Raw genomic sequence first — 18,550 nt, 5'->3', positions numbered from 1 at the left:
CACAAGGAAGCCCCCATGATTCTGGAAGTCGCCGACATCCGCATTCACCCCGGTCGACAGACCGACTTCGAAAAGGCCGCCCACCACGGACTGGAGACGGTGCTTTCCAAGGCCAAGGGCTTTCGGACATACGAAGTGCGTCGGAGCATCGAGACGCCCGAACGGTTCATTCTGCTGATTCACTGGGAAACCTTGGAAGATCACACCGTGGGCTTCCGCACTTCGCCTGCCTACGATGCCTGGCGGGCCATCATCGGTCCTTTCTTTGCCCAGCCCCCGTTCGTAGAGCATTTCACCGTTGTGGGTGCGTGAGGCCCCCCTCCGAGCCTGCGCGCGAGCCGCGCAGATGAATCGCGAAGCGGTGACATGAAGCAAAGCTTGACAGCGTCCGGCTCGCTCTCGAATGTCGTTCCTCTGATCGTTGCGCTGACCTTGCTTTGGGGCACCAACTGGGTGTTGTTCCCGCTGGCGGTGCGGGAGGTTTCGGTCTGGACGTTCCGCGCCCTTTGCCTGGCTGGGGCAGGGCTATCGCTGCTCGTCGTTGCCCGGATGCAAGGGCAGTCCCTGCAGGTTCCACGTGCCCAACGCGTTTACCTCGCCGCCGCCGCGTTGGCCTATCTGTTGATCTGGAACATTGGAAGCACCTACGCGTCGGTTCTCATTCCGTCCGGCCAGGCGGCGGTGCTTGGCTTCACCATGCCGGTCTGGGTGACCTTGTTCTCGTGGCTCGCATTTGGAGAGCGACCGACCAGGCGGCTTTTCTTCAGCGTGGCGTTGGCGAGTTGCGGTGTGGCGATTCTGGCCATCGCCGCGCGACAAAGCTACGCGTCAGCACCGCTCGGCTTCATCCTTGGCATCGCTGCGGGGATGGGATGGGCTTGCGGAACGTTGATCCTGGGCAGAGCCGGCCTGACGATCTCGCCCCTGGTTTCCTCGGGCTGGCAACTGCTGATCGCTTCCATTCCCTTGTCGGTTGTTGCGCTGGTATTGGGGACGCGCGAGCCTTTCATGCCATCCATGGCGTCGGTGCTCGTGATCGCGTATATCACCTTCGTGCCGATGGCGATGGGCAATGTGGTGTGGTTTTCGATCGTCAATCAGGTGCCGGCGACCGTATCCGGCCTCTCCACGGTCATGGTGCCCATGGTCGCCATGGTCACCGGTGCGATCGTGCGGCGAGAGCCGCTCGGACCGCTGGAACTGAGTGCGATGGCGTGCCTGTTCACGGCCCTGCTCGCAGCGGTGCTGCCGTCAAAGCGTCTCTACGGCAGATGAGCAGCCGCAGAAGCTTCAGCGGCGGTCAGGATGCATCCGGCTGGGCCGATGGGACGGCACGCTGGAACGCATCCAGTTTGGCACACGCGCTATCGATCGCCATCAAGCGCGGCCAGCGTTCGAGATCGACCTTGAACCGTCGGGCACTTTCGATCTGCGGAACGAGATAGGTGTCCGCGACCGTCGGGCGATCCCCAAAAGAGAAGGCGCCGCCGGCACCGCGCGCCTCCAGGAGGGCCTGATACGCATCGAAGCCAGCGACGATCCAGGTCTGGCACCAGCGGTTGATCGCCGCCTCGTCGGCGCCGAAGTCATGCCGCAATGCCTCCAGGATGCGCCGGTTGTTGATCGGATGGACATCGCACCCGATGATCGCTGCCAGAGCGCGAACATGCGCACGTTCGAGGGAATCGAAGGGAAGGAGCGGCGTGGCGGGATAGCGCTCCTCCAGCCATTCGATGATCGCTGGGGTCTGGGTCAGAACGGTGCCGGCGATGTCCAGTGCCGGGACCAGATGTTGTGCGTTGACCGTTCCGTAGGCCGCACCCAGGTGCTCCTCGCGGCGCAGGTCGATCGCGACCTGCTCATAGGTCAGGCCCTTGAGGTTCAAGGCGATCCGCAGTCGATGCGAAGTTCCGCTGCGGAAGAAGTCGTAGAGTTTCATGTTGTGCTTTGAAGGCGAGTCTCAAACGCCCATGTACTGATGGACGATTTCGGGTTGGCTGCGTAGTTCGGACGAGCTGCCTTGCCAGACCACTCGCCCCTTCTCGATGACGAAGTGCCGGTCGGCCAGGTTCAGCAAGGACTTGACGTTCTTGTCGATCACAATCTGCGACAGGCCGTCCTGTTTCAGTTCAGCGAGTGACCGCCAGATTTCGTTGCGGATCAAGGGTGCAAGCCCCTCGGTGGCTTCGTCGAGGACCAGCAGCCGCGGGTTGGTCATCAGGGCGCGGCCGATCGCCAACATCTGTTGCTCGCCGCCCGAGAGTTGCGATCCCAGGTTGCTGCGCCGTTCCTTGAGGCGCGGGAAGAAAGCGTAGACCCGTGCCAGATCCCATCGGCGACCGTTCTGCTTTCGGTCGTCGCGCGCGGTGGCGACGAGGTTTTCCTCCACGGTGAGGTTGGGGAACACCTGTCGACCTTCAGGCACGAGGGCCAGGCCATGCCGTGCGATCCGATGCGACGCCATACCGTCCGTTCGTGTGCCGCCCACCGAGACGGTACCCGCCTTGACGGGCAGCATGCCGAACAGGCACTTGACCGTGGTGGAACGGCCCATGCCGTTGCGTCCCAGCAAAGTGACGACTTCCCCGGTGCCGACCTCGAAGGAAATGTCGAACAAGGCCTGTGCATGGCCGTACGAGGCCTGCAGTCCCTGGACGGAAAGAAACGCGCTCATGCTTCAGCCTCCTCTTCGCCCAGGTAGACCGCGCGCACCTCGGGGTGGTTTCGGATCTCGTCCGGCGTTCCGGTGAACAGGATGCGGCCGTAGACCAGCACGCTGATGCGGTCGGCGAGCGCAAAGACAGCGTCCATGTCGTGCTCGACGAGCAGGATCGTGTACTGCCGCTTCAATTGCTGGAGCAGGGCGATGACGCTGGTGGATTCCTGCACGCTCATGCCGGCCATGGGCTCGTCGAGGAGCAGGAACTTGGGGCTGGCGGCCAGGCTCATGGCCAGTTCGAGTTGTCGCCGCTCACCGTAGCCGAGGTCGCCAGCAGCCACCTTGAGGCGATGGCCGAGGCCCGCAGCAGCAAGCGCCTCCTCTGCAGCCTGGCTCGCCTGTCGATCGTTCGCCATCGGCCGCCAGAAGCCGAAGGCGTGACGACGGGAGGCGAGCGCGGAGAAGGTCGCGTTCTCGAGCACGCTGAACTCCTCGAAAATCGATGTGATCTGATAGGAGCGCAGCAGGCCACGCTGTGCGCGTTTGTGAATGGGCAGCGATGAAACGTCCACGCCATCGAACCAAACGTTGCCGCTGTCTGGCGCCAGTTCGCCCGAAAGCTGGTTGATGAGCGTGGTCTTTCCTGCGCCATTGGGGCCGATGATGGCGTGCAGTTCGCCTTCGCGGATGTCGAGCGACACGCCGTCGGTCACGAGCAGGGCGCCGTAGCGTTTGGTCAGGGAATCGGTACGAAGAGCACTGGCCATCATGCGGCTCCTTTCGCATCCGGGTGCATGTTCGAAACAGACGCGCTCTGGCTCAGAGCCGGCTCAGGTTCTGAGCGACCCGCATCACGAGCGTCGAAGCGCTCGAGCATGCCGACGATGCCGCGCTTGCCCAGCAGCGCGACCAGCACGATCAGCGGCCCGAAGATCACCATCCAATGATCGGTCCATCCCTTGAGCACTTCCTCGAGACCGAGAAAGACGAGCGCGCCCATGAGCGGTCCGAAAACCGTTCCGAGCCCGCCGATCACTACGATCACGATCAGTTCTCCCGACACCGACCACGCGAGCGTGCTCGGCGACGCGAAGGCGTTGAGGTTGGCAAGCAAGAGTCCCGCAACACCGCAGAGCATGCCAGACAGCACATAGGCCAGCAGCTGGTAGCGCACGACGGGAATGCCGGCTGCGCTCACGCGCCGCGCGTTCTGCTTGGCGCCGCGAATCACAATGCCGAACGGTGCGACGCGCAGTCGGGCGAGCCACCAGATCGACAAAATGAGCACGAGAAACGCCACGATGTAGACCGTGGTGGCGGATGCGAGGTCCAAGGGGCCGAACCGGCTGCCCAGGGCGATCGACAGCCCATCGTCGCCGCCATAGGCCTTGAGGCTGACGAACAGGAAATAGCCCATCTGTGCGAATGCGAGCGTGATCATGATGAAGGCGATGCCGCTGGTGCGAAGGCTGATGATGCCGGTCACGAAGGCGACGAAGCCGCAGGCGCCCAGGCAAAGCAACAGGTGGATCCAGCCGTTGCCAACGCCGTAGAACGACGCGAGCCCGACGGCATAGCCTCCGATCCCGAGGAACAGCGAGTGGCCGAAGCTCACGAGGCCGCCGTATCCCAGCGCGATGTTGAGCGCACATGCCGCGATCGCGTAGATGATGATGCGGGCAAAGAAGGCGATGTAGAAGGTCTGATCCGTGGCCTGGGCCACGAACGGGACTCCGGCCAACATGATCAGGACGAGCAGCGGAACCCAGTGGCTGGGACGAGCGAGTGAGGCAGTCATGATTTACTTCTTGGCCGGGAAGAGGCCCTGCGGCCGCCAGGCCAGGACCACCGCCATCAACAGGTAGACGAGCATTGAGGCCAGCGCGGGGCCCGCAGCGTCTGCGAAGGAACGCTCGGTCATCTGCCGCAGCAAGAGGGGCAGAAACACGCGACCGAGGGTGTCGACGATGCCGACGATCAGCGCGGCGTAGAAGGCCCCGGTGACTGATCCGATGCCACCGATCACGATGACCACCAGCGTCGTGATGAGGACGGACTCGCCCATGCCGGATTGCACCGAAAGGATGGGGCCCGCCATAGCGCCTGCAAGGCCAGCCAGCATGGCGCCGACCGCGAACAGCATCGCGTTGAGCAGGCGGATGTTGACGCCGAGCGCGGCCACCATCGCGGGATTGACCGCACCGGCGCGAATCAGCATGCCAACCCGGGTCTTGTTGATCAGCAGCCAGGAGCCCATGGCGACGACGAGGCCGACGACGATGATCGCGAAGCGGTAGGCCGGATAGCTGAAATCGCCGATGTCGATCGCGCCTCCCAGGAAGTCCGGCACCTGGAGAAACACGGGCTGCGACCCCCAGATGATGCGTACGAGTTCGTTGAAGAACAAAACGAGTCCGAACGTGGCGAGCACGTGGTCCAGGTGATCCCGTCGGTAGAGCCGCGCTACCGCGACGAATTCCAGTGCAAGACCGAGTAGCAGCGACCCACCCATGGCGGCCAGGACGGCCAGGCCGAAGGACCCGGTGTACTGGAATGCGCTGGCTGCGAAGTAGGCCCCCATCATGTAGAGCGACCCGTGCGCCAGGTTGACGAAGCTCATGATGCCGAACACCAGCGTCAGGCCCGCCGCCAGCAGGAACAGCAGGACGCCGTATTGGAGCCCGTTCAGAAGCTGCGCGAGAACAACCGTGCTGCTCATGGGATTACTTCAATGCGCACTGCGCGTGGTACGCATCCACCTGCTTGGGCAGTGGCGTGGCCAGCAGCTTGCCGGTGACGTTGGCGCCTGCCTTGACGGTCTCGAAGGCGTAGTAGTTCTGCACCGGCAGGTTGTTGTTGTTGAAGGCGAAGGGGCCGCGCACCGACTTCACTTCGCTTCCCGCAGCCTTGACCGCGGCGGCCAGGGATTTGCTGTCGCCCGGCTTCGCCTTGGCAAGCGCGATGTTCAGGATGTTCGCGGCGTCGTAGGCCGTCGCGGCGTACTCGCTGGGCGTACGCTTGTACTTGGCTTCGAAATCGGCGACGAACTTCTTGTTCTCGGGTGTGTCCAGCGCCGCATCCCACATGGCGCCGCTGATGCTGCCGACCGCCGCGTCACGCAGGGCGGGCAAGGTGGTGCCGTCGACGGTGAAGACCGAGTAGAGCGTCACCTTGGACATCAGTCCGGCCTGGGCCATCTGCTTGATGAAGTTCACGCCCATGCCGCCCGGGTAGAACACGAAGACGGCGTCGGGCTTCGCGGCTTGCAGCTGGGCGAGCTCGGCGGAGTAGTCCGGTTGATTGACCTGGGTGTAGACCTCTTCGACGATCTGACCCTTGAAGTAGCGCTTGAAGCCGGTCAGCATGTCCTTGCCGGCCTGGTAGTTGGGCGCCATCAGGTAGACCTTCTTCACGCCCTTGTCCTGCGCATACTTGCCCATCGCCTCGGCGGCGCCGTCGTTTTGCCAGGCGGTGGAGAACACGTTCGGCTTGCAGCCCGCGCCGGCCACGGGGGAGGGGCCGGCATTGGTCGCAATCGCGACGGTGCCCGATTCGGCGATGCGCGGCAGACTGGCCATCATGACGTTGGAGAAGCTCAGGCCGACGATGGCGTCGACCTTGTCCTTGTCGATGAACTTGCGCACGATCTGGCCGCCGATCTCGGGCTTGAGCTGGTCATCCTCCTTGAGCACGGTTGCAGGTTGACCGCCCAGCTTGCCGCCCAGTTGTTCGACCGCGAGCATGAACCCATCGACCTGATCTTGACCTACGACAGCAATCGGACCGGACAACGGTGCCATGATGCCGATCGTGGCAGCGGTGGCGGCTTGGCCGGCGAATGCACAGGCGAGGGCGGCTGCGAAGGCGGTCCGGTGGACGTAAGGGCGATGGGTCATGTGTCGTCTCGCTAAGGTTGGGTGTGAGAAATCTTGGGATCGGAATCGGGGCGGTCCGGTGGAACTGGATTGCAAACTTGCGCGACGCGCAGGGGCCGCCTCAGCAGGGCGGCCAGAGACGCTGGAATTCGCCTGCATCCCGGCACTGCATGCGTTCATCTGCTCAAGGAACGCTTGCTGAGCTTTGGCTTGGTGCCGTGCGAGATGCAGGGGAGCGTCGATGTCAGCGCGGCCTGCGCTGAAATGCAGGCGGCTGGATAGGGGCGGACCGATTCATGTCTGTCTCCGTTGAAGGCTGCTCGCGTGGCGCCTGTTCGTGGGTCGGGGTGACGCAATCATTGCGCCCCGAGAGACATAAACCAATAGAATACGGTGAATACAACGCATAGATTTCGCGAATAGCGGGTCTGCGCTTGCGAATCGCTTGCAGGTGGCTTGAGACAGGTCCGACGAGGCACGTCGTCGGACCTTATTGCACTGCTAGACAGGGTACTGTTGGCCGGCAGGTTCGATCGTGATCCACTTCAGTTCAGTGAATTCGTCGATGACCGCCCGCCCATCGAAGCGACCATAGCCGCTGTCCTTGGTGCCGCCATAGGGCGCCTGTGCCTCGTTCTGGACCGTCGCACCGTTCACGTGGCAGGCGCCGGTGTCGATCTGCAGCGCCACGTTCAAGGCACGCATGACGTCCTTGCAGAACACGCCGGCGGACAGGCCGTACGCCGTGTCGTTGGCAACCGCGACGGCTTCCTGATCTCCTTTCACCCGCACGATCGTGGTCACGGGGCCGAAGGTTTCCTCATCGAAGATCTTCATGTCCCGCGTCACGTGGTCGACGATCGTCGCCGGCATCGTGGCACCGGCGGCGTGACCGCCGCAGGCGAGCTTGGCGCCCTTGGCAACAGCATCGTCGATCAGCGCATTGAGTCGCGGGCCGGACTCCTTCGACACCATCGGTCCGATCACGCACTGCGGATTCTTCATCGGGTCGCCTGCAGGGAGATCCTGCGCACGCGCCGCGAACTTGGTGACGAATTCGTCGGCGACTGATTCGTCGACAACGATGCGCTCGGTCGACATGCAGATCTGCCCTTGGTAGAGGAAGGAGCCGAACACGGCCGCCTTGACCGCATCGTCGATGTCGGCATCCTTCAACACCACCAGCGGCGACTTTCCGCCGAGTTCGAGCAGGCAACGCTTCAGGTGGACCGCGGCCTTCTGGGCGATGATGCGTCCGACCCGGGTCGAGCCCGTGAAGTTCACGCGGCGCACGGCCTTGTGAGCGATGAGCGCGTCGATGACTTCCGGTGCGTCTTGCGGCGAATTGGTCAGGAAGTTGAGCACGCCGGCCGGAAGACCTGCCTCGACCAGTGCCTCCGCAACCAGCATGTGGGTGCGCGGGCTGGCCTCGGAGGCGCGGAACACCACGGTGTTGCCGCACATCAGCGGATAGGCAATGGCGCGGGCAGCGAGGACGACCGGCCCGTTCCATGGAACGATGCTCAGGATCACGCCGACTGGCTGGCGCACGGTCATCGAGATCGCCCCGGCCTTGTCCGTCGGGATCGTCTCGCCCTGGATCTGGGTCGTCATGGATGCAGCTTCGCGGAATGCGGTGGCGGCGAGATGCACGTTGAAACCGGCCCAGAGGGCAGCGGCGCCCACTTCGGCGGCCATGGCCTCGATGAAGGCAGGAGTCTTGGCCTCGAGCGCGTCGGCAGCCTTGAGCAGGATGCGGCGGCGTTCCGAGGGCGAGCTGTGCCGCCACGTCTGAAACGCGGCACCCGCGGAGGCGGCCGCCGCGATCGCGTCTTCCACCGTTCCTGCGGCGGCGCGCGTGACGACGTCGCCGCTGGAGGGATGGCGGCGCTCGAAAGTTGCCCCGCCATTCGCGGCGCGCATTTCGTTGTCGATGAGAAGTTGTGTTTCCATGTTGGGTCCTTGAATGAGCAGAGGGGTGTTGTCTGGAGAAGCGACGCTTCGAGCCGAATGGTTCAAGCCCCGGGCTTCATGATTTCGGCCATTCGTTCACCGATCAGCGCGCAGGTGGCCATGGTGGCTACCGCAGGAATGCGCGGCATGATCGAGCTGTCGGCGATCCGCAGGTTCTGCACGCCGTTGACGCGCAGCTTGGCGTCGACCACGGCCTGGGCATCCTTGCCCATGCGGCAGGTGCCGACCTGGTGGAAGTAGGTCGTGGCGCCGTTGCGCACGAAGTCGTCCATCGCCTGGCCCGTCAACTTCTGGCCAGGTGCCACCTCGCGCTTCACGAAGTCTTTCATCGCTGCCGAGTTGCCGATCTCGCGGCTCACCTCGATGCCGTAGGCCAGCGCCTTGACGTCGTCGGGATGACTGAGGAAGCGCGCGTCGACGATCGGACGATCGGCCGGGTTGGCCGAACGAAGCCTGATCTCGCCGCGGCTCTTGGGCGCGACCAGGCCCGCGCACAGCGCCCAACTGGTGGGCGGCGGCGAGAACTGCTTGGCAATGACGTCGCTGGCATAGGGCAGCTCGATCTGGACCAGGTTGATGTTCGGGGTCTGCAGGTCGGGCTGGCTCTTGATGAAGCCCGAGACGTTCGCGGCGCTGTTGCGGTGCGGAACGTGTTCCTTGGGCTCCCAGATGCAGCCGCCATGCAGCAGGTGATCGTGGAAGTTCTGGCCCACCTCGGGGGAATGCACGACGGTCTTGATGCCATGCGTGCGCAGCTGGGCCTGATCCCCGATGCCGCTGAGCATGAGCAGCTTGGGCGTGTTGATGCCGCCCGAGCAGAGGATGACTTCCGACCTGGCCTGGATGCGCACGGGCGCGCCGTCGCCGCGCCGGAGTTCGACGCCGGTCGCACGCGTGCCGGAGAAGGTGAGCCGGTCGACATGCGACTTGACCAGCACGGTGACGTTCTTGCGTGCCAGCACCGGATAGAGGTAGGAGCGTGCCATGCTCTGGCGGCGCCCATCACGGATGATCTGGTTCATCAGCGCGAAGCCGCCACCGCCCACCTCGCGCGCTCCGTTGAGGTCGTCGAGAACCGGCATGCCCAGGGCGCGGCAGGCGGCCAGCATGCCCAGTGCGACCGGCGGCGGATCGTAGGCGTTCTGAACCCAGACGGGCCCGCCCTTGCCGCGATACTTCGGGTCAGGCTTGCCTTGCCAATTCTCCATGCGCCGGTAGATGTCGAGGCCGTGCGCGTAGCCCCAGGAAGCATCGCCGCTCTCCTGGGCCCAGTGGTCGAGGTCGTTCTTGAACGGGCGCGCCCAGATGGTCGCATTGATGCTGCTGCCGCCGCCGACCACCTTGCCCATGGTCTCGGAGATCGCACGGTTGTTGGTGCTTGGCGAGGGCACGGCGGCGTCTTGCCAGTCGCGTTCGGTGCCCAGGTTCGTGAACCACAGACGCGGATCCATGACCGAGGGTGCGGTGTCCCAGTCGCCCGCTTCGATCAGGAGGATGTTGGCACTGGTTTTCGCGGCGAGACGGCCGACGAGCGCCGAGCCGCCACTGCCCGAGCCGACGACGATGTAGTCGTAGGCGGGGAGGAGCTTCGCGGAACGCTCATCCTGGTTGGCCCGTGCGGCGTCGAGTTCGTCCGCCAGGGCGTGCAGGGCGGTGCCGGCGAATCCGGCTGCCGCGGCGGCCTTGAGGAAGCCGCGCCGGTCCAGCCGTCCGGCGATCAGGGCGCGTTCGAGTCGATCCAGCAAGCTGTCGTCGAGGGTCTCGTTGTGGGTAGGGTGAGGAAGTCGCATGGCGTGGTCCACCTTCGGATTGGAGAAAAACGGTCACTCGTTTCGCCGCCGACACGACGCAGCGCCGAGCGATCGACAGCGAAGCGTGGAAGGTAAGACGCCGCCTGCGGCGCGAGGAACATCGGGAAAACCCGGCGAGCGTTCTGTTCCGTTTTGGAACAGTGCTAGTGAGCGGAGCRCTCGCCGCTGCGGAGCCGCCGATAGATCAATCCGCGCGAGACGCCGAGGAGCTCGGCGGCCTTGGACACATTGCCGCCGCAGCTCTCCAGCGTCCGTTCGATCAGGTCCTTGCCGCGATCCTTCAGCTTGATCGGAATCTCGGCGGACGGTAGTTCGATGCGCGTCAGCGAACTCCGGGCTGCCACCTCCTCGGCGTCGGCACAACCTTCGGGGTCGGTCGCCGGTGGGCACGGATCGAGCAGGGCGCAGACGTCGGATGGCGCCGATTCGCCGGTCCGCTCGAGCGCCCCTCCGGCGCCTCGGACGAAGTCGCGATGACCGTCCGGCGCCCTCATTTCGCAACGTGCCCACACCATCAGGCCATTCGCGAGGTGAAGCAGTCCGGCCCCGGACCTTGGCAGGGAGGCGAGATGCGTGAGCGAGCTTCCGAATGTCGCCTCGGCCGAGGTCGTGGCCGTCTGCCGTACGCCCGGCGGAAGGCCCAGGAGCCGGGAGGCTGTCCCGTTCATCCAGGCCAGCCGCCCCGTGGAATCGATGCCCGCCAGGGCGACGAAATTGGAATCGAGCAGGCTGCCGTCGATCTGGAACCGGATCACCAGGTGTTCGCTGGACTGGGTGACGAAGAGACGATTCTCGATCGCTGCCGCGTACGCCCCCACGACGGCCGCGGCGTCGAAGTTGAAGGGGATCGATTCGCTCGAGATGTCCAGCACACCCGCCAGCCGCCCTTGCGTGTTGTAGATCGGCGCCGCGGCACAGTGCATGGCCTTGACCGCGTCGAAGAAGTGCTCGGCACCGTCGACCGAGACGGCTTTTCCGGTGCGCGCGGCCACGCCAGGTGCCGTGGTGCCCACGGCCTCTTCGCACAGGTTGACGCCTGTGCGGGTCGCGATGGGCATGATCTGCTCGTGCGAACGTCCCACGCAGGTGGCGCCCACGAGAACCCCCGTCGCGTCGGTGAGCATGGCGGCGCAGGACGTCGTCCCCAGCACCGTCTGCAGATGGGGCAGCTCCTGCTGCCAGGCTTGCACGAGGTCGCGATTGCGTTGCAGCGCGAGGTGCGCGCGGCTGGTGGACACAGGCTCGAACGCCACCTTCTGCGCGGGCCCCGAATGCAGCCGCTGGCATCGCGCCCAGGACTCGTAGACAGCGTCGCTGACGATCCCCGACGGCAAGAGCCCCTCTTCGAAATAGCGCTGACGCGCCAGCGCTATCCGCTCGCTTCGGGTGTTGAAGAAGTCAGGCAGGTCCGGCGAAGTGGATTGCGAGCGCAAAGGTCGATCTCTCCCAGCGTTCGGTGAGTTTCCGGTCACGGCCGGCCGGTGACTACCCGGACTATCCCGGCCTGCCGGCACGCCGGGGGCACGACTACTCGCCGTCGATCGCGGTCGTGCGGTGGGCGTTCAGCGCCTCGAAGATCGGGGAATCGCTGAACCGGAAAAGGTCGAGGCAGGCATGGCCCGGGTCGCACTGCGCGCTGAAGGGCGCCCACGACGGCACGACGAACATGTCTCCGCGCTTCACCGACCACTCGCGCTCACCGACCTTCACCTTGCCGCTGCCCTCGAACACCTGGAACACCGAGGAGCCGACCTCCTGACGCTTCACCGTGCTGGCGCCGGACTGGATGCGATGCATTTCCGCCCGGATCGTTGGCAGCACGTCGCGGCCGGTGCTCGGATTCGTGAAGCGCACCGCGGCATGGCCGGGGCTCACGGTGCCGGCGTGGCCCTCTGCCTCGAGCGCGAGCTGATCGGCGAGCGCCCGATCGGTATCCACCCAACGGTAGGCCAGAAGCGGCGTGGCACTTGGCGACTCGGGCTGCGACAGGGGGCGCAGCCCAGGATGCCCCCACAGGCGTTCGGAGCGCGACCGATCGGGCGTGCCCATCTCGGCGCTCGCCACGCGCTCGCGTCCGAACTCGAAGAACTGGGATTCCGTGAGGTACGAGAACGGAATGTCGAGTCCGTCGATCCAGGCCATGGGCGCGGTCGCGGCGTTGTGATGGGAATGCCAGTTCCAGCCGGCCTGCGGCAGGAAGTCGCCGCGAGACATGCGCACGGCGTCTCCGTTGACCACCGTCCAGACGCCTTCGCCTTCGACGACGAACCGGAACGCGTGCTGTGTATGCCGGTGCTCGGGCGCGTTCTCGCCCGGCATCAGATACTGGATGGCGGCCCACAGGGTCGGCGTTGCGAAGGGACGGCCACCCAGCCCGGGATTGGCCAGCGCGATCGCACGCCGTTCGCCGCCGCGGCCCACCGGCACGATGCGCCCCGCTTCGCCGGCGAGCTCCAGCAGGCGATCCCAGCGCCAGAGGTGCGCCGTCGCCTTGCTGCGCGGATGCTTCGGCATCAGGTCGCCGATCTCGGTCCAGAGCGGCACGAGGAGCTCGGCTTCGAAGCCGCGATAGAGCGCTTCCAGCGCCGGGCTCGGGTCGGGCTGGCCGGGACCGGCGACGGCCTTGAGGCGAACGGGAGAAGGGGCGGTGTCGACAGTCATGGGAGACTCCTTCGTGGGGCAGCGCCGCGGCGTGACGTCGCCTGCTGCCTGCCTTGTTGTTCGAGAGGGCCGGCAATCGAATGCTTATTCGGCCGGGCCGATGTTGAGCACGATCTCTCCGACGCCGGCGACGCTGCCGTCGATGCGGTCGCCAGGTTGCAAGGGGCCCACACCTTCGGGGGTGCCCGTGAAGATCAGGTCGCCCGGCTGGAGGTGGTAGAACTTCGACAGGTCCTCGATGAGCTCCGGGATGTTCCAGATCAGCTTGTCGAGGTCGGAGGTCTGGCGTGGCTGGCCGTTGACGCTCAGCGTCAGCGCGCCGGTCTCGAGCACCTTGCCCGGCATCGGCACGATCTCGGACACGACGGACGATTGCTCCACATCCTTGCCGAGGTCCCACGGCCGGCCCTTGTCGCGCGCGACCAGTTGCAGGTCGCGGCGCGTCATGTCCAGGCCGCAGGCATAGCCGTAGATGAACTTGGATGCGTCGTCACGTTTGACGCGGAAGCCCGGCGCCCCGATGACCACTACCAGTTCCATCTCGTGGTGGTAGTTCTGGGTCTCGGGCGGGTAGGCCACGGTCGCGCCGGACTCCACCAGGGTCGACGGGCTCTTCGTGAAGTAGAAGGGGACTTCGGCCGACTTGTCGACCGGGCGTCCCATCTCGACCGCATGCGCGTGATAGTTGCGGCCAACGAAGAAAAGGCGGTTGACGGGAAGGCGCTCGGCCTTGCCGCGCACCGGCAGCGACGGGATGACGGGAGGGGTCCAAAGGTAGGTGGTGGTCATGATGCTTCCAGGAGAATGAGTGGGAATCCGTTGCCGGATCGGCGGGGCTAGAGCTTGGCGAGGGGCACCTGGAGGTCGGCGAGTTGCACTGGATCGACAGTGGTGCGGCGTTCGATCAGCCGGCGCGCAAAGCGCAGGTCGCGCGCGGCATTCGGGCCCAGTGCCGCCACGACCTTGTCGCCGTCCAGGAAGAACATCACGAAAGTATTGGCGTCCTGATTTCCCCGCACCACGACCTGGTGGGCCGGCGTCGGCATGCCATAGATCTGGAGATTGACGTCGAACTGATCCGACCAGAACCAGGGCAGGGGCTGGTGGTTCACCGTAGTGCCAAGCGCAGCGCGTGCGGCGGCAATGCCTTGCTCTTGCGCGTTCTGCCAGGATTCCAGCCGCATCCGGCGTCCCGCCCATTCGCAATGCCAGACGGCCACGTCGCCGGCGGCGAAGATGTCGGGATTCGATGAGCGGCACTGCGAATCGACGCAGACGCCGCCATCGCAATCCAGGCCGGCCTCGCGGGCGAGTTCGTCGTTGGCGATCAGGCCCACGCCGACGAGCACGGCATCGCATTCGATCTCGCGCCCGTCTCCCAGCGTGGCCCTCAAGCTTCCGTGTGCCGTCTGCGCCAGGCGATCGACGCTGGCCCCGAGCTCGACCCGGACGCCGTGCGATGTGTGAAGACGCTGCAGGTAGGCGGAGATGTCCGGCGGAACGGTACGCTCGCACAGCCGATTCATGGCCTCCACGACGGTCACCTCCAGCCCCTTCTTCCTGGCCGTCGCAGCAACCTCGAGGCCGATCCAGCCGCCTCCGATGACCAGCAGCCGCTTGCCGGTGGCCAGCGCGGCGCCGAGAAGCTCCGAGTCCTTGATGCTGCGCAGAGTGAAGACGCCGGGAAGTTCCGCGCCAGGGATACTCAGGCGACGGGCCCGCCCTCCGGTGCAAAGGATCAGCTTGTCGTAGCTGACGGACTCCCCGTGCGTGAGTCGAAGCTGCCTGGACTTCGTGTCGATGGCGGTCGCACTGACGTTCGGGCGCCAGTCGACCTTCAGGGCCTCGAAGGCCTCCGGCTTCTGCAGGTAGGTCGTGTCCGAGCTCGAGGCGCCCGAAAGCACCGCCTTGGACAGCGGAGGGCGCTCGTAGGGCCGGTGCGCTTCGTCGCCGATCAGGACGATCCGGCCTCCGAAGCCCTCGGCGCGCAAGGTCTGTGCAGCCCAGCCACCCGCCTGGCCGCCACCCACGATGACGATCGTCTCGGTGCTCATGAAGACGATCAGCCGAGCGAGAGAAACACGCGGCCCGCCTCGATCTTCACCGGGTACGAGCGAATCGCCTCGGTCACGGGCGCGCAATGGGGCGCTCCGTTGCGCACGTCGAACTTGCCCTGGTGCAAGGGACACTCGATTTCATGGCCCTCGAGAAAACCCTCGCACAAGCGGGCATGGCCATGCGTGCAGATGTTGTCCGTCGCGTAGATCTGCCCCTCGACGTTGTAGAGCGCGATGTCGCGTCCGTCGACGATCATGCCGATGACATCGTCCGCGGGCACATCGTCCAGAGGGGCGGCATCGGTCCATTGGGATTCGTTCATGACTGTCCTCAGAGCGGATAGATGATGGAGTTGGGGATCATTTCGCTGTCATAGATGACCTGCCGCGACGCGAACTTCAGTCCTTGTTCGGTGCGCACGACGGTGTCGATGTAGCGGCCGACGCTGAAGACCGACGACAGCTCGGAGAGCTTGGTGCGGAACACCGCGTAGTTGGCCTCGCACTCGAAGCGATCCGCGTCGGCCTTCAGGACCACCGGCGCGCCAACGACGTGGCGCTGGTAGTAGGGGTCGTGGAACAGCGTCTCGCGAATGCCGTACACGCGGTCCTTCAGCATGCCCTTGCTCTCGAACGACAGCGTGGCGAGGGGAAAGCCGCGCTCGTAGTTCTCGCGCGGCTGCAGCCGGTAGCTGCATTCGTCCGTGAAGAATTCGGGCCACAGCTCCCACTGCCCGGAGCTGACTGCGCTGGCGTAGCTGGCGTACAGCTGATTCAGTTCAAAGTAGTCCTGGAAGTTCATCTCAAGCCTCCATGACCTTGCGCCAGTACTCGTACATTCCCCGGATCAGCGTCTCCGTGACCATGTGGTCGGTGTCGCCGACTTCACGCCCACCGAGCTCGGCGAGCGTGCGATGGAAAGGCTTCTGCTCGAAGCCCTTTTGAGACAGCTCGATGACTTCGCCGTCATCGGCTGACACGAACCCCGCTGGCCCGAAGAGATTGGCCTGGCGCAGGCGGCGCTGCGTCATCGCGGCATCGTCGTCCTCGAAGCCGAAGTGCGTCCAGACGAAATCGAACGCGCCCGGGCCACTGGGCTGGATGTGCCGCGTCGAGACGCTGTTGACCTGCTGCTGGAAGATCACGCTGGGGAACAGCGTCATCATGACCGCCGTCGGGCCGCCCCACCAGGGCTCGGGCACGATGTCGAGGAATCGGTCGTCATTGAGCTGCATGCTCTCCTTGAAGCTGGAGACCTGGGTCACCTGGTCCGCCTTGCCGCTCGCGCCGCGGGTCGAGATCATCGCGGCATGGCGGTGATGCCGGTCCATTCGCAGTTCGGACTTGTTGTCTGCGCGCCAGAGCCCGAAGGTCACGAACCAGGTGTGCAGCAGCCCCGGGTGGTAGGGGTCCTTGATGTTCTCCTGCATCAGCTTCCAGTTGCCGGGGATGCGCTGGCGGTTGTAGCCGAGGATCGTCAGCTTCCGGCCGTTGAACAGGCGATCGAAATAGCGCAGGATCTCCGGCCCCATGAAGTCTTCGAGCGATTCGACGTCGGCGTCGAACGACGCAAACACCACGCCGCCGCGCGTTGCGACCTTCAGCTTGTTGAGGCCATGGTCGGCGGGCTTGAAGTCCGGCGGCATCCCGCCATTGACCTTGCCATCCTGCTTGACGCCGCGGCGAAAGGGCACCCCCTGCAGGTCGCCGGTGAGCGTGTAGTTCCACTGGTGGTAGGGGCAGGTGAATCCTTCGGCCTTTCGATTGCCATGGCGCTCCCGGCAGAACTGCATGCCCCGGTGCGCGCACACGTTCTCGACCACGCTGATGGAATCTTCGGCATCGCGGACCATGATGACCGAGCGCTCGCCGACCACCGTGCGCTTGAAGTCGCCGACCTCGGGGATTTCYGCCTCGAGGCCGACGTAGCACCAGTGGCCCTTGTAGAACAGCCGCTCCAGCTCGCGCCGATGCTGGTCGGCCTCGGTGTAGGCCATGAAGGGAACGCGGCTCGTGCCTTTGCCTTCCCAGTGGATCTTTTGCGGGAACACTGTCGATGTGTCGTCCATGTTTGTCTCCTGTGCGGTCGTGTGGGACGACCTGCGTGTCGTATCGCGGTACGGCAATCATCGAGATTCCGGGCACATCGTTCAATAGAATGTGGCCAATAGTTCAAATTGATTTTGTGAATGTGAGGCCGCGGTGGAACTCAAGGACATCGATCTCAACCTCCTGGTCGTCTTGAGATCATCCGGCGCGTGGTGGGTCAGTCCAGCCGCCCCTTGGCCGCATACCCGATGAGCTGGTCGACCACGTAGCGTACGCGCGGGCTCAGGTGCGCCTGTTGCGGCCACACCGCATGAATGTCGACGCCGACGGGCGAATACGCTTGCAGCACGGGCTTCAACAGCCCCTTGGCCAACGGCTCCCGCAGCAGCGAGATGGGCAATTGGGCGAGCCCGAGTCCGCCGACTGCGGCTTCGACCATGGCCTCGCCATCGCTCAAGCGATGCGTAGCCGGCGGAGTGAATCGCCTCTGCGTGCCGCCGTCGCTCACGAACCAGACCTGGGGCGGTCCTTTCGGCGAGCCCACGATGCAACGATGACTGCGTACGTCGGTCAGCGAGTGCGGCTCGCCGTGCGCACGCAGATAGGCTGGTGAGGCGCAGATCACACGCTGCTGCGTCACCAGACGCCGCGCCACCAGTTCGCTGCTGTCCGGCAGTGCGCCGAAGCGGATCGCCAGATCGACACCATCCTGCAGCAGGTCGCTGGTGGCGTCGGTGAAGGTGAGGGTCAAACTCAAGTCTGGGTGCGGACGGGTGATCTCGATGAGCACGGGCAACAGCACCCGCCGGCCGAAGGCCACCGGCATGTCGATGTGCAAGCGTCCGCTCAGGATCTGATTGTGGGACGACAGAGCGGCCTGTGCCGCGGTGATTTCCTCAATGGCCGCAACGCATGCGGCGAGGTACGCCTCGCCATCCGGTGTGAGTTTGGTGAGGCGCGTGGTCCGATGGAACAACTTGAAGCCGAGTCGGTCCTCCAGCCGGGCAATGGTCTTGCCCACCGCCGACTTCGTCAGGCCCAGCCGGTCGGCCGCCTCGGTGAATGTGCCGGCACGTGCCGCTGCCACGAACACCGCCACCCCGGACAATGGATCACGCTCCTTCAATGTGGAATTCATTTCTACTTAGAGTGTATGAATCACGTGATTATCAATCCTATTTCTTCATTAGCATAGGCGGCTTCCATCCATTCTTGAGGAGCATTGCATGCCCGTCGTTCGTGTGAGCTGGTTCGAAGGCAAGGACCATCGGCAAAAGGAAAAAGTCGCTGCGGAAATCACGGAAAGCATCGTCCGTCACACCGCGACCGACCCGAACTACATCTACGTGATCTTCGAAGATGTGAAGGCCTCCGACTGGGCGGGTGCAGGCAAGCTTTTCGGCAAGGCGCCGGAAGCAGGCACCGACTGATCCATCTCCTGGATGATGAGTCCGGACAACATGT

19 protein-coding genes are annotated in these 18,550 nt (G+C 64.7%); 3 read left to right on the top strand and 16 right to left on the bottom strand.

Translation table 11 applies throughout. From position 1 onward, the window contains the following. The first annotated feature begins 15 nt into the window (after positions 1-15). Both AC1D2E_RS04165 and AC1D2E_RS04160 read left to right on the top strand, forming a co-directional pair. Positions 16-312: an antibiotic biosynthesis monooxygenase family protein gene (locus AC1D2E_RS04165; RefSeq protein ID WP_478196238.1), complete on the top strand. Its 297-nt coding sequence runs from the start codon at positions 16-18 to the stop codon at positions 310-312. 54 nt (positions 313-366) lie between these two features. Continuing rightward, the gene (locus AC1D2E_RS04160; RefSeq protein ID WP_478196237.1) at positions 367-1,275 is read left to right on the top strand and encodes a DMT family transporter; all 909 of its coding nucleotides are present in this window, start codon (positions 367-369) and stop codon (positions 1,273-1,275) included. 25 nt (positions 1,276-1,300) lie between these two features. On the opposite strand, the gene maiA is transcribed toward AC1D2E_RS04160, so the two are convergent. The 16 genes from maiA to AC1D2E_RS04080 form a co-directional block, all read right to left on the bottom strand. Then, complete coding sequence (maiA, locus tag AC1D2E_RS04155; RefSeq protein ID WP_478196236.1) at positions 1,301-1,939, bottom strand: maleylacetoacetate isomerase; 639 nt, start codon at positions 1,937-1,939, stop codon at positions 1,301-1,303. A 21-nt stretch (positions 1,940-1,960) separates the two neighbouring features. After that, positions 1,961-2,674, bottom strand: coding sequence for an ABC transporter ATP-binding protein (locus AC1D2E_RS04150; protein WP_478196235.1), 714 nt, complete (start codon positions 2,672-2,674; stop codon positions 1,961-1,963). After that, positions 2,671-3,426 (bottom strand): ABC transporter ATP-binding protein, encoded by a 756-nt coding sequence (locus tag AC1D2E_RS04145; protein ID WP_478196234.1) that lies wholly within the window; start codon positions 3,424-3,426, stop codon positions 2,671-2,673. The genes AC1D2E_RS04150 and AC1D2E_RS04145 overlap by 4 nt, the downstream gene beginning before the upstream one ends. Then, positions 3,426-4,457 (bottom strand): branched-chain amino acid ABC transporter permease, encoded by a 1,032-nt coding sequence (locus tag AC1D2E_RS04140; protein WP_478196233.1) that lies wholly within the window; start codon positions 4,455-4,457, stop codon positions 3,426-3,428. The genes AC1D2E_RS04145 and AC1D2E_RS04140 overlap by 1 nt, the downstream gene beginning before the upstream one ends. A 3-nt stretch (positions 4,458-4,460) precedes the next feature. Continuing rightward, positions 4,461-5,378, bottom strand: coding sequence for a branched-chain amino acid ABC transporter permease (locus AC1D2E_RS04135; protein WP_478196232.1), 918 nt, complete (start codon positions 5,376-5,378; stop codon positions 4,461-4,463). 4 nt (positions 5,379-5,382) lie between these two features. Continuing rightward, complete coding sequence (locus tag AC1D2E_RS04130) at positions 5,383-6,555, bottom strand: ABC transporter substrate-binding protein (RefSeq protein ID WP_478196231.1); 1,173 nt, start codon at positions 6,553-6,555, stop codon at positions 5,383-5,385. A gap of 480 nt (positions 6,556-7,035) precedes the next feature. Beyond that, positions 7,036-8,487, bottom strand: coding sequence for an aldehyde dehydrogenase (locus AC1D2E_RS04125; RefSeq protein WP_478196230.1), 1,452 nt, complete (start codon positions 8,485-8,487; stop codon positions 7,036-7,038). Between the two features lie 62 nt (positions 8,488-8,549). Then, a complete protein-coding gene (locus AC1D2E_RS04120; protein WP_478196229.1) occupies positions 8,550-10,298 on the bottom strand; it encodes a GMC family oxidoreductase in 1,749 nt (582 codons plus the stop codon). A 164-nt stretch (positions 10,299-10,462) separates the two neighbouring features. Beyond that, positions 10,463-11,752, bottom strand: coding sequence for a helix-turn-helix domain-containing protein (locus tag AC1D2E_RS04115; RefSeq protein WP_478196228.1), 1,290 nt, complete (start codon positions 11,750-11,752; stop codon positions 10,463-10,465). Between the two features lie 94 nt (positions 11,753-11,846). Beyond that, entirely contained in the window at positions 11,847-12,980 is a 1,134-nt protein-coding gene (locus AC1D2E_RS04110) for a cupin domain-containing protein (RefSeq protein ID WP_478196227.1), read from the bottom strand. Positions 12,981-13,064: 84 nt separating this feature from the next. Further along, complete coding sequence (locus AC1D2E_RS04105; RefSeq protein ID WP_478196226.1) at positions 13,065-13,769, bottom strand: fumarylacetoacetate hydrolase family protein; 705 nt, start codon at positions 13,767-13,769, stop codon at positions 13,065-13,067. A gap of 47 nt (positions 13,770-13,816) precedes the next feature. Beyond that, positions 13,817-15,034 (bottom strand): NAD(P)/FAD-dependent oxidoreductase, encoded by a 1,218-nt coding sequence (locus AC1D2E_RS04100; RefSeq protein WP_478196225.1) that lies wholly within the window; start codon positions 15,032-15,034, stop codon positions 13,817-13,819. Positions 15,035-15,042: 8 nt separating this feature from the next. Further along, the gene (locus tag AC1D2E_RS04095) at positions 15,043-15,360 is read right to left on the bottom strand and encodes a non-heme iron oxygenase ferredoxin subunit (RefSeq protein WP_478196224.1); all 318 of its coding nucleotides are present in this window, start codon (positions 15,358-15,360) and stop codon (positions 15,043-15,045) included. An 8-nt stretch (positions 15,361-15,368) separates the two neighbouring features. Then, positions 15,369-15,839, bottom strand: a complete 471-nt coding sequence (locus tag AC1D2E_RS04090) for an aromatic-ring-hydroxylating dioxygenase subunit beta (protein WP_478196223.1) — start codon at positions 15,837-15,839, stop codon at positions 15,369-15,371. Between the two features lies 1 nt (position 15,840). Further along, positions 15,841-17,106, bottom strand: a complete 1,266-nt coding sequence (locus AC1D2E_RS04085) for an aromatic ring-hydroxylating dioxygenase subunit alpha (RefSeq protein WP_478196222.1) — start codon at positions 17,104-17,106, stop codon at positions 15,841-15,843. A 197-nt stretch (positions 17,107-17,303) separates the two neighbouring features. After that, a complete protein-coding gene (locus AC1D2E_RS04080) occupies positions 17,304-18,224 on the bottom strand; it encodes a LysR family transcriptional regulator (protein ID WP_478196221.1) in 921 nt (306 codons plus the stop codon). An 88-nt stretch (positions 18,225-18,312) separates the two neighbouring features. Between AC1D2E_RS04080 and AC1D2E_RS04075 the strand changes: the two genes are divergently transcribed. Beyond that, complete coding sequence (locus AC1D2E_RS04075; RefSeq protein ID WP_478196220.1) at positions 18,313-18,516, top strand: tautomerase family protein; 204 nt, start codon at positions 18,313-18,315, stop codon at positions 18,514-18,516. Positions 18,517-18,550 lie beyond the last annotated feature (34 nt).

The organism is Variovorax sp. P1_H2 (assembly GCF_056405295.1).
The sequence above is the reverse complement of the archived record's forward strand: the minus strand, read 5'-3'. Positions and strand labels throughout refer to the sequence as shown.

Coding starts and splice junctions, on each gene's coding strand:
- AC1D2E_RS04165 (WP_478196238.1), top strand. CDS start 16: ATGATTCTGGAAGTCGCCGACATCCGCATTCACCCCGGTCGACAGACC.
- AC1D2E_RS04160 (WP_478196237.1), top strand. CDS start 367: ATGAAGCAAAGCTTGACAGCGTCCGGCTCGCTCTCGAATGTCGTTCCT.
- maiA (WP_478196236.1), bottom strand. CDS start 1,939: ATGAAACTCTACGACTTCTTCCGCAGCGGAACTTCGCATCGACTGCGG.
- AC1D2E_RS04150 (WP_478196235.1), bottom strand. CDS start 2,674: ATGAGCGCGTTTCTTTCCGTCCAGGGACTGCAGGCCTCGTACGGCCAT.
- AC1D2E_RS04145 (WP_478196234.1), bottom strand. CDS start 3,426: ATGGCCAGTGCTCTTCGTACCGATTCCCTGACCAAACGCTACGGCGCC.
- AC1D2E_RS04140 (WP_478196233.1), bottom strand. CDS start 4,457: ATGACTGCCTCACTCGCTCGTCCCAGCCACTGGGTTCCGCTGCTCGTC.
- AC1D2E_RS04135 (WP_478196232.1), bottom strand. CDS start 5,378: ATGAGCAGCACGGTTGTTCTCGCGCAGCTTCTGAACGGGCTCCAATAC.
- AC1D2E_RS04130 (WP_478196231.1), bottom strand. CDS start 6,555: ATGACCCATCGCCCTTACGTCCACCGGACCGCCTTCGCAGCCGCCCTC.
- AC1D2E_RS04125 (WP_478196230.1), bottom strand. CDS start 8,487: ATGGAAACACAACTTCTCATCGACAACGAAATGCGCGCCGCGAATGGC.
- AC1D2E_RS04120 (WP_478196229.1), bottom strand. CDS start 10,298: ATGCGACTTCCTCACCCTACCCACAACGAGACCCTCGACGACAGCTTG.
- AC1D2E_RS04110 (WP_478196227.1), bottom strand. CDS start 12,980: ATGACTGTCGACACCGCCCCTTCTCCCGTTCGCCTCAAGGCCGTCGCC.
- AC1D2E_RS04105 (WP_478196226.1), bottom strand. CDS start 13,769: ATGACCACCACCTACCTTTGGACCCCTCCCGTCATCCCGTCGCTGCCG.
- AC1D2E_RS04100 (WP_478196225.1), bottom strand. CDS start 15,034: ATGAGCACCGAGACGATCGTCATCGTGGGTGGCGGCCAGGCGGGTGGC.
- AC1D2E_RS04095 (WP_478196224.1), bottom strand. CDS start 15,360: ATGAACGAATCCCAATGGACCGATGCCGCCCCTCTGGACGATGTGCCC.
- AC1D2E_RS04090 (WP_478196223.1), bottom strand. CDS start 15,839: ATGAACTTCCAGGACTACTTTGAACTGAATCAGCTGTACGCCAGCTAC.
- AC1D2E_RS04080 (WP_478196221.1), bottom strand. CDS start 18,224: ATGAATTCCACATTGAAGGAGCGTGATCCATTGTCCGGGGTGGCGGTG.
- AC1D2E_RS04075 (WP_478196220.1), top strand. CDS start 18,313: ATGCCCGTCGTTCGTGTGAGCTGGTTCGAAGGCAAGGACCATCGGCAA.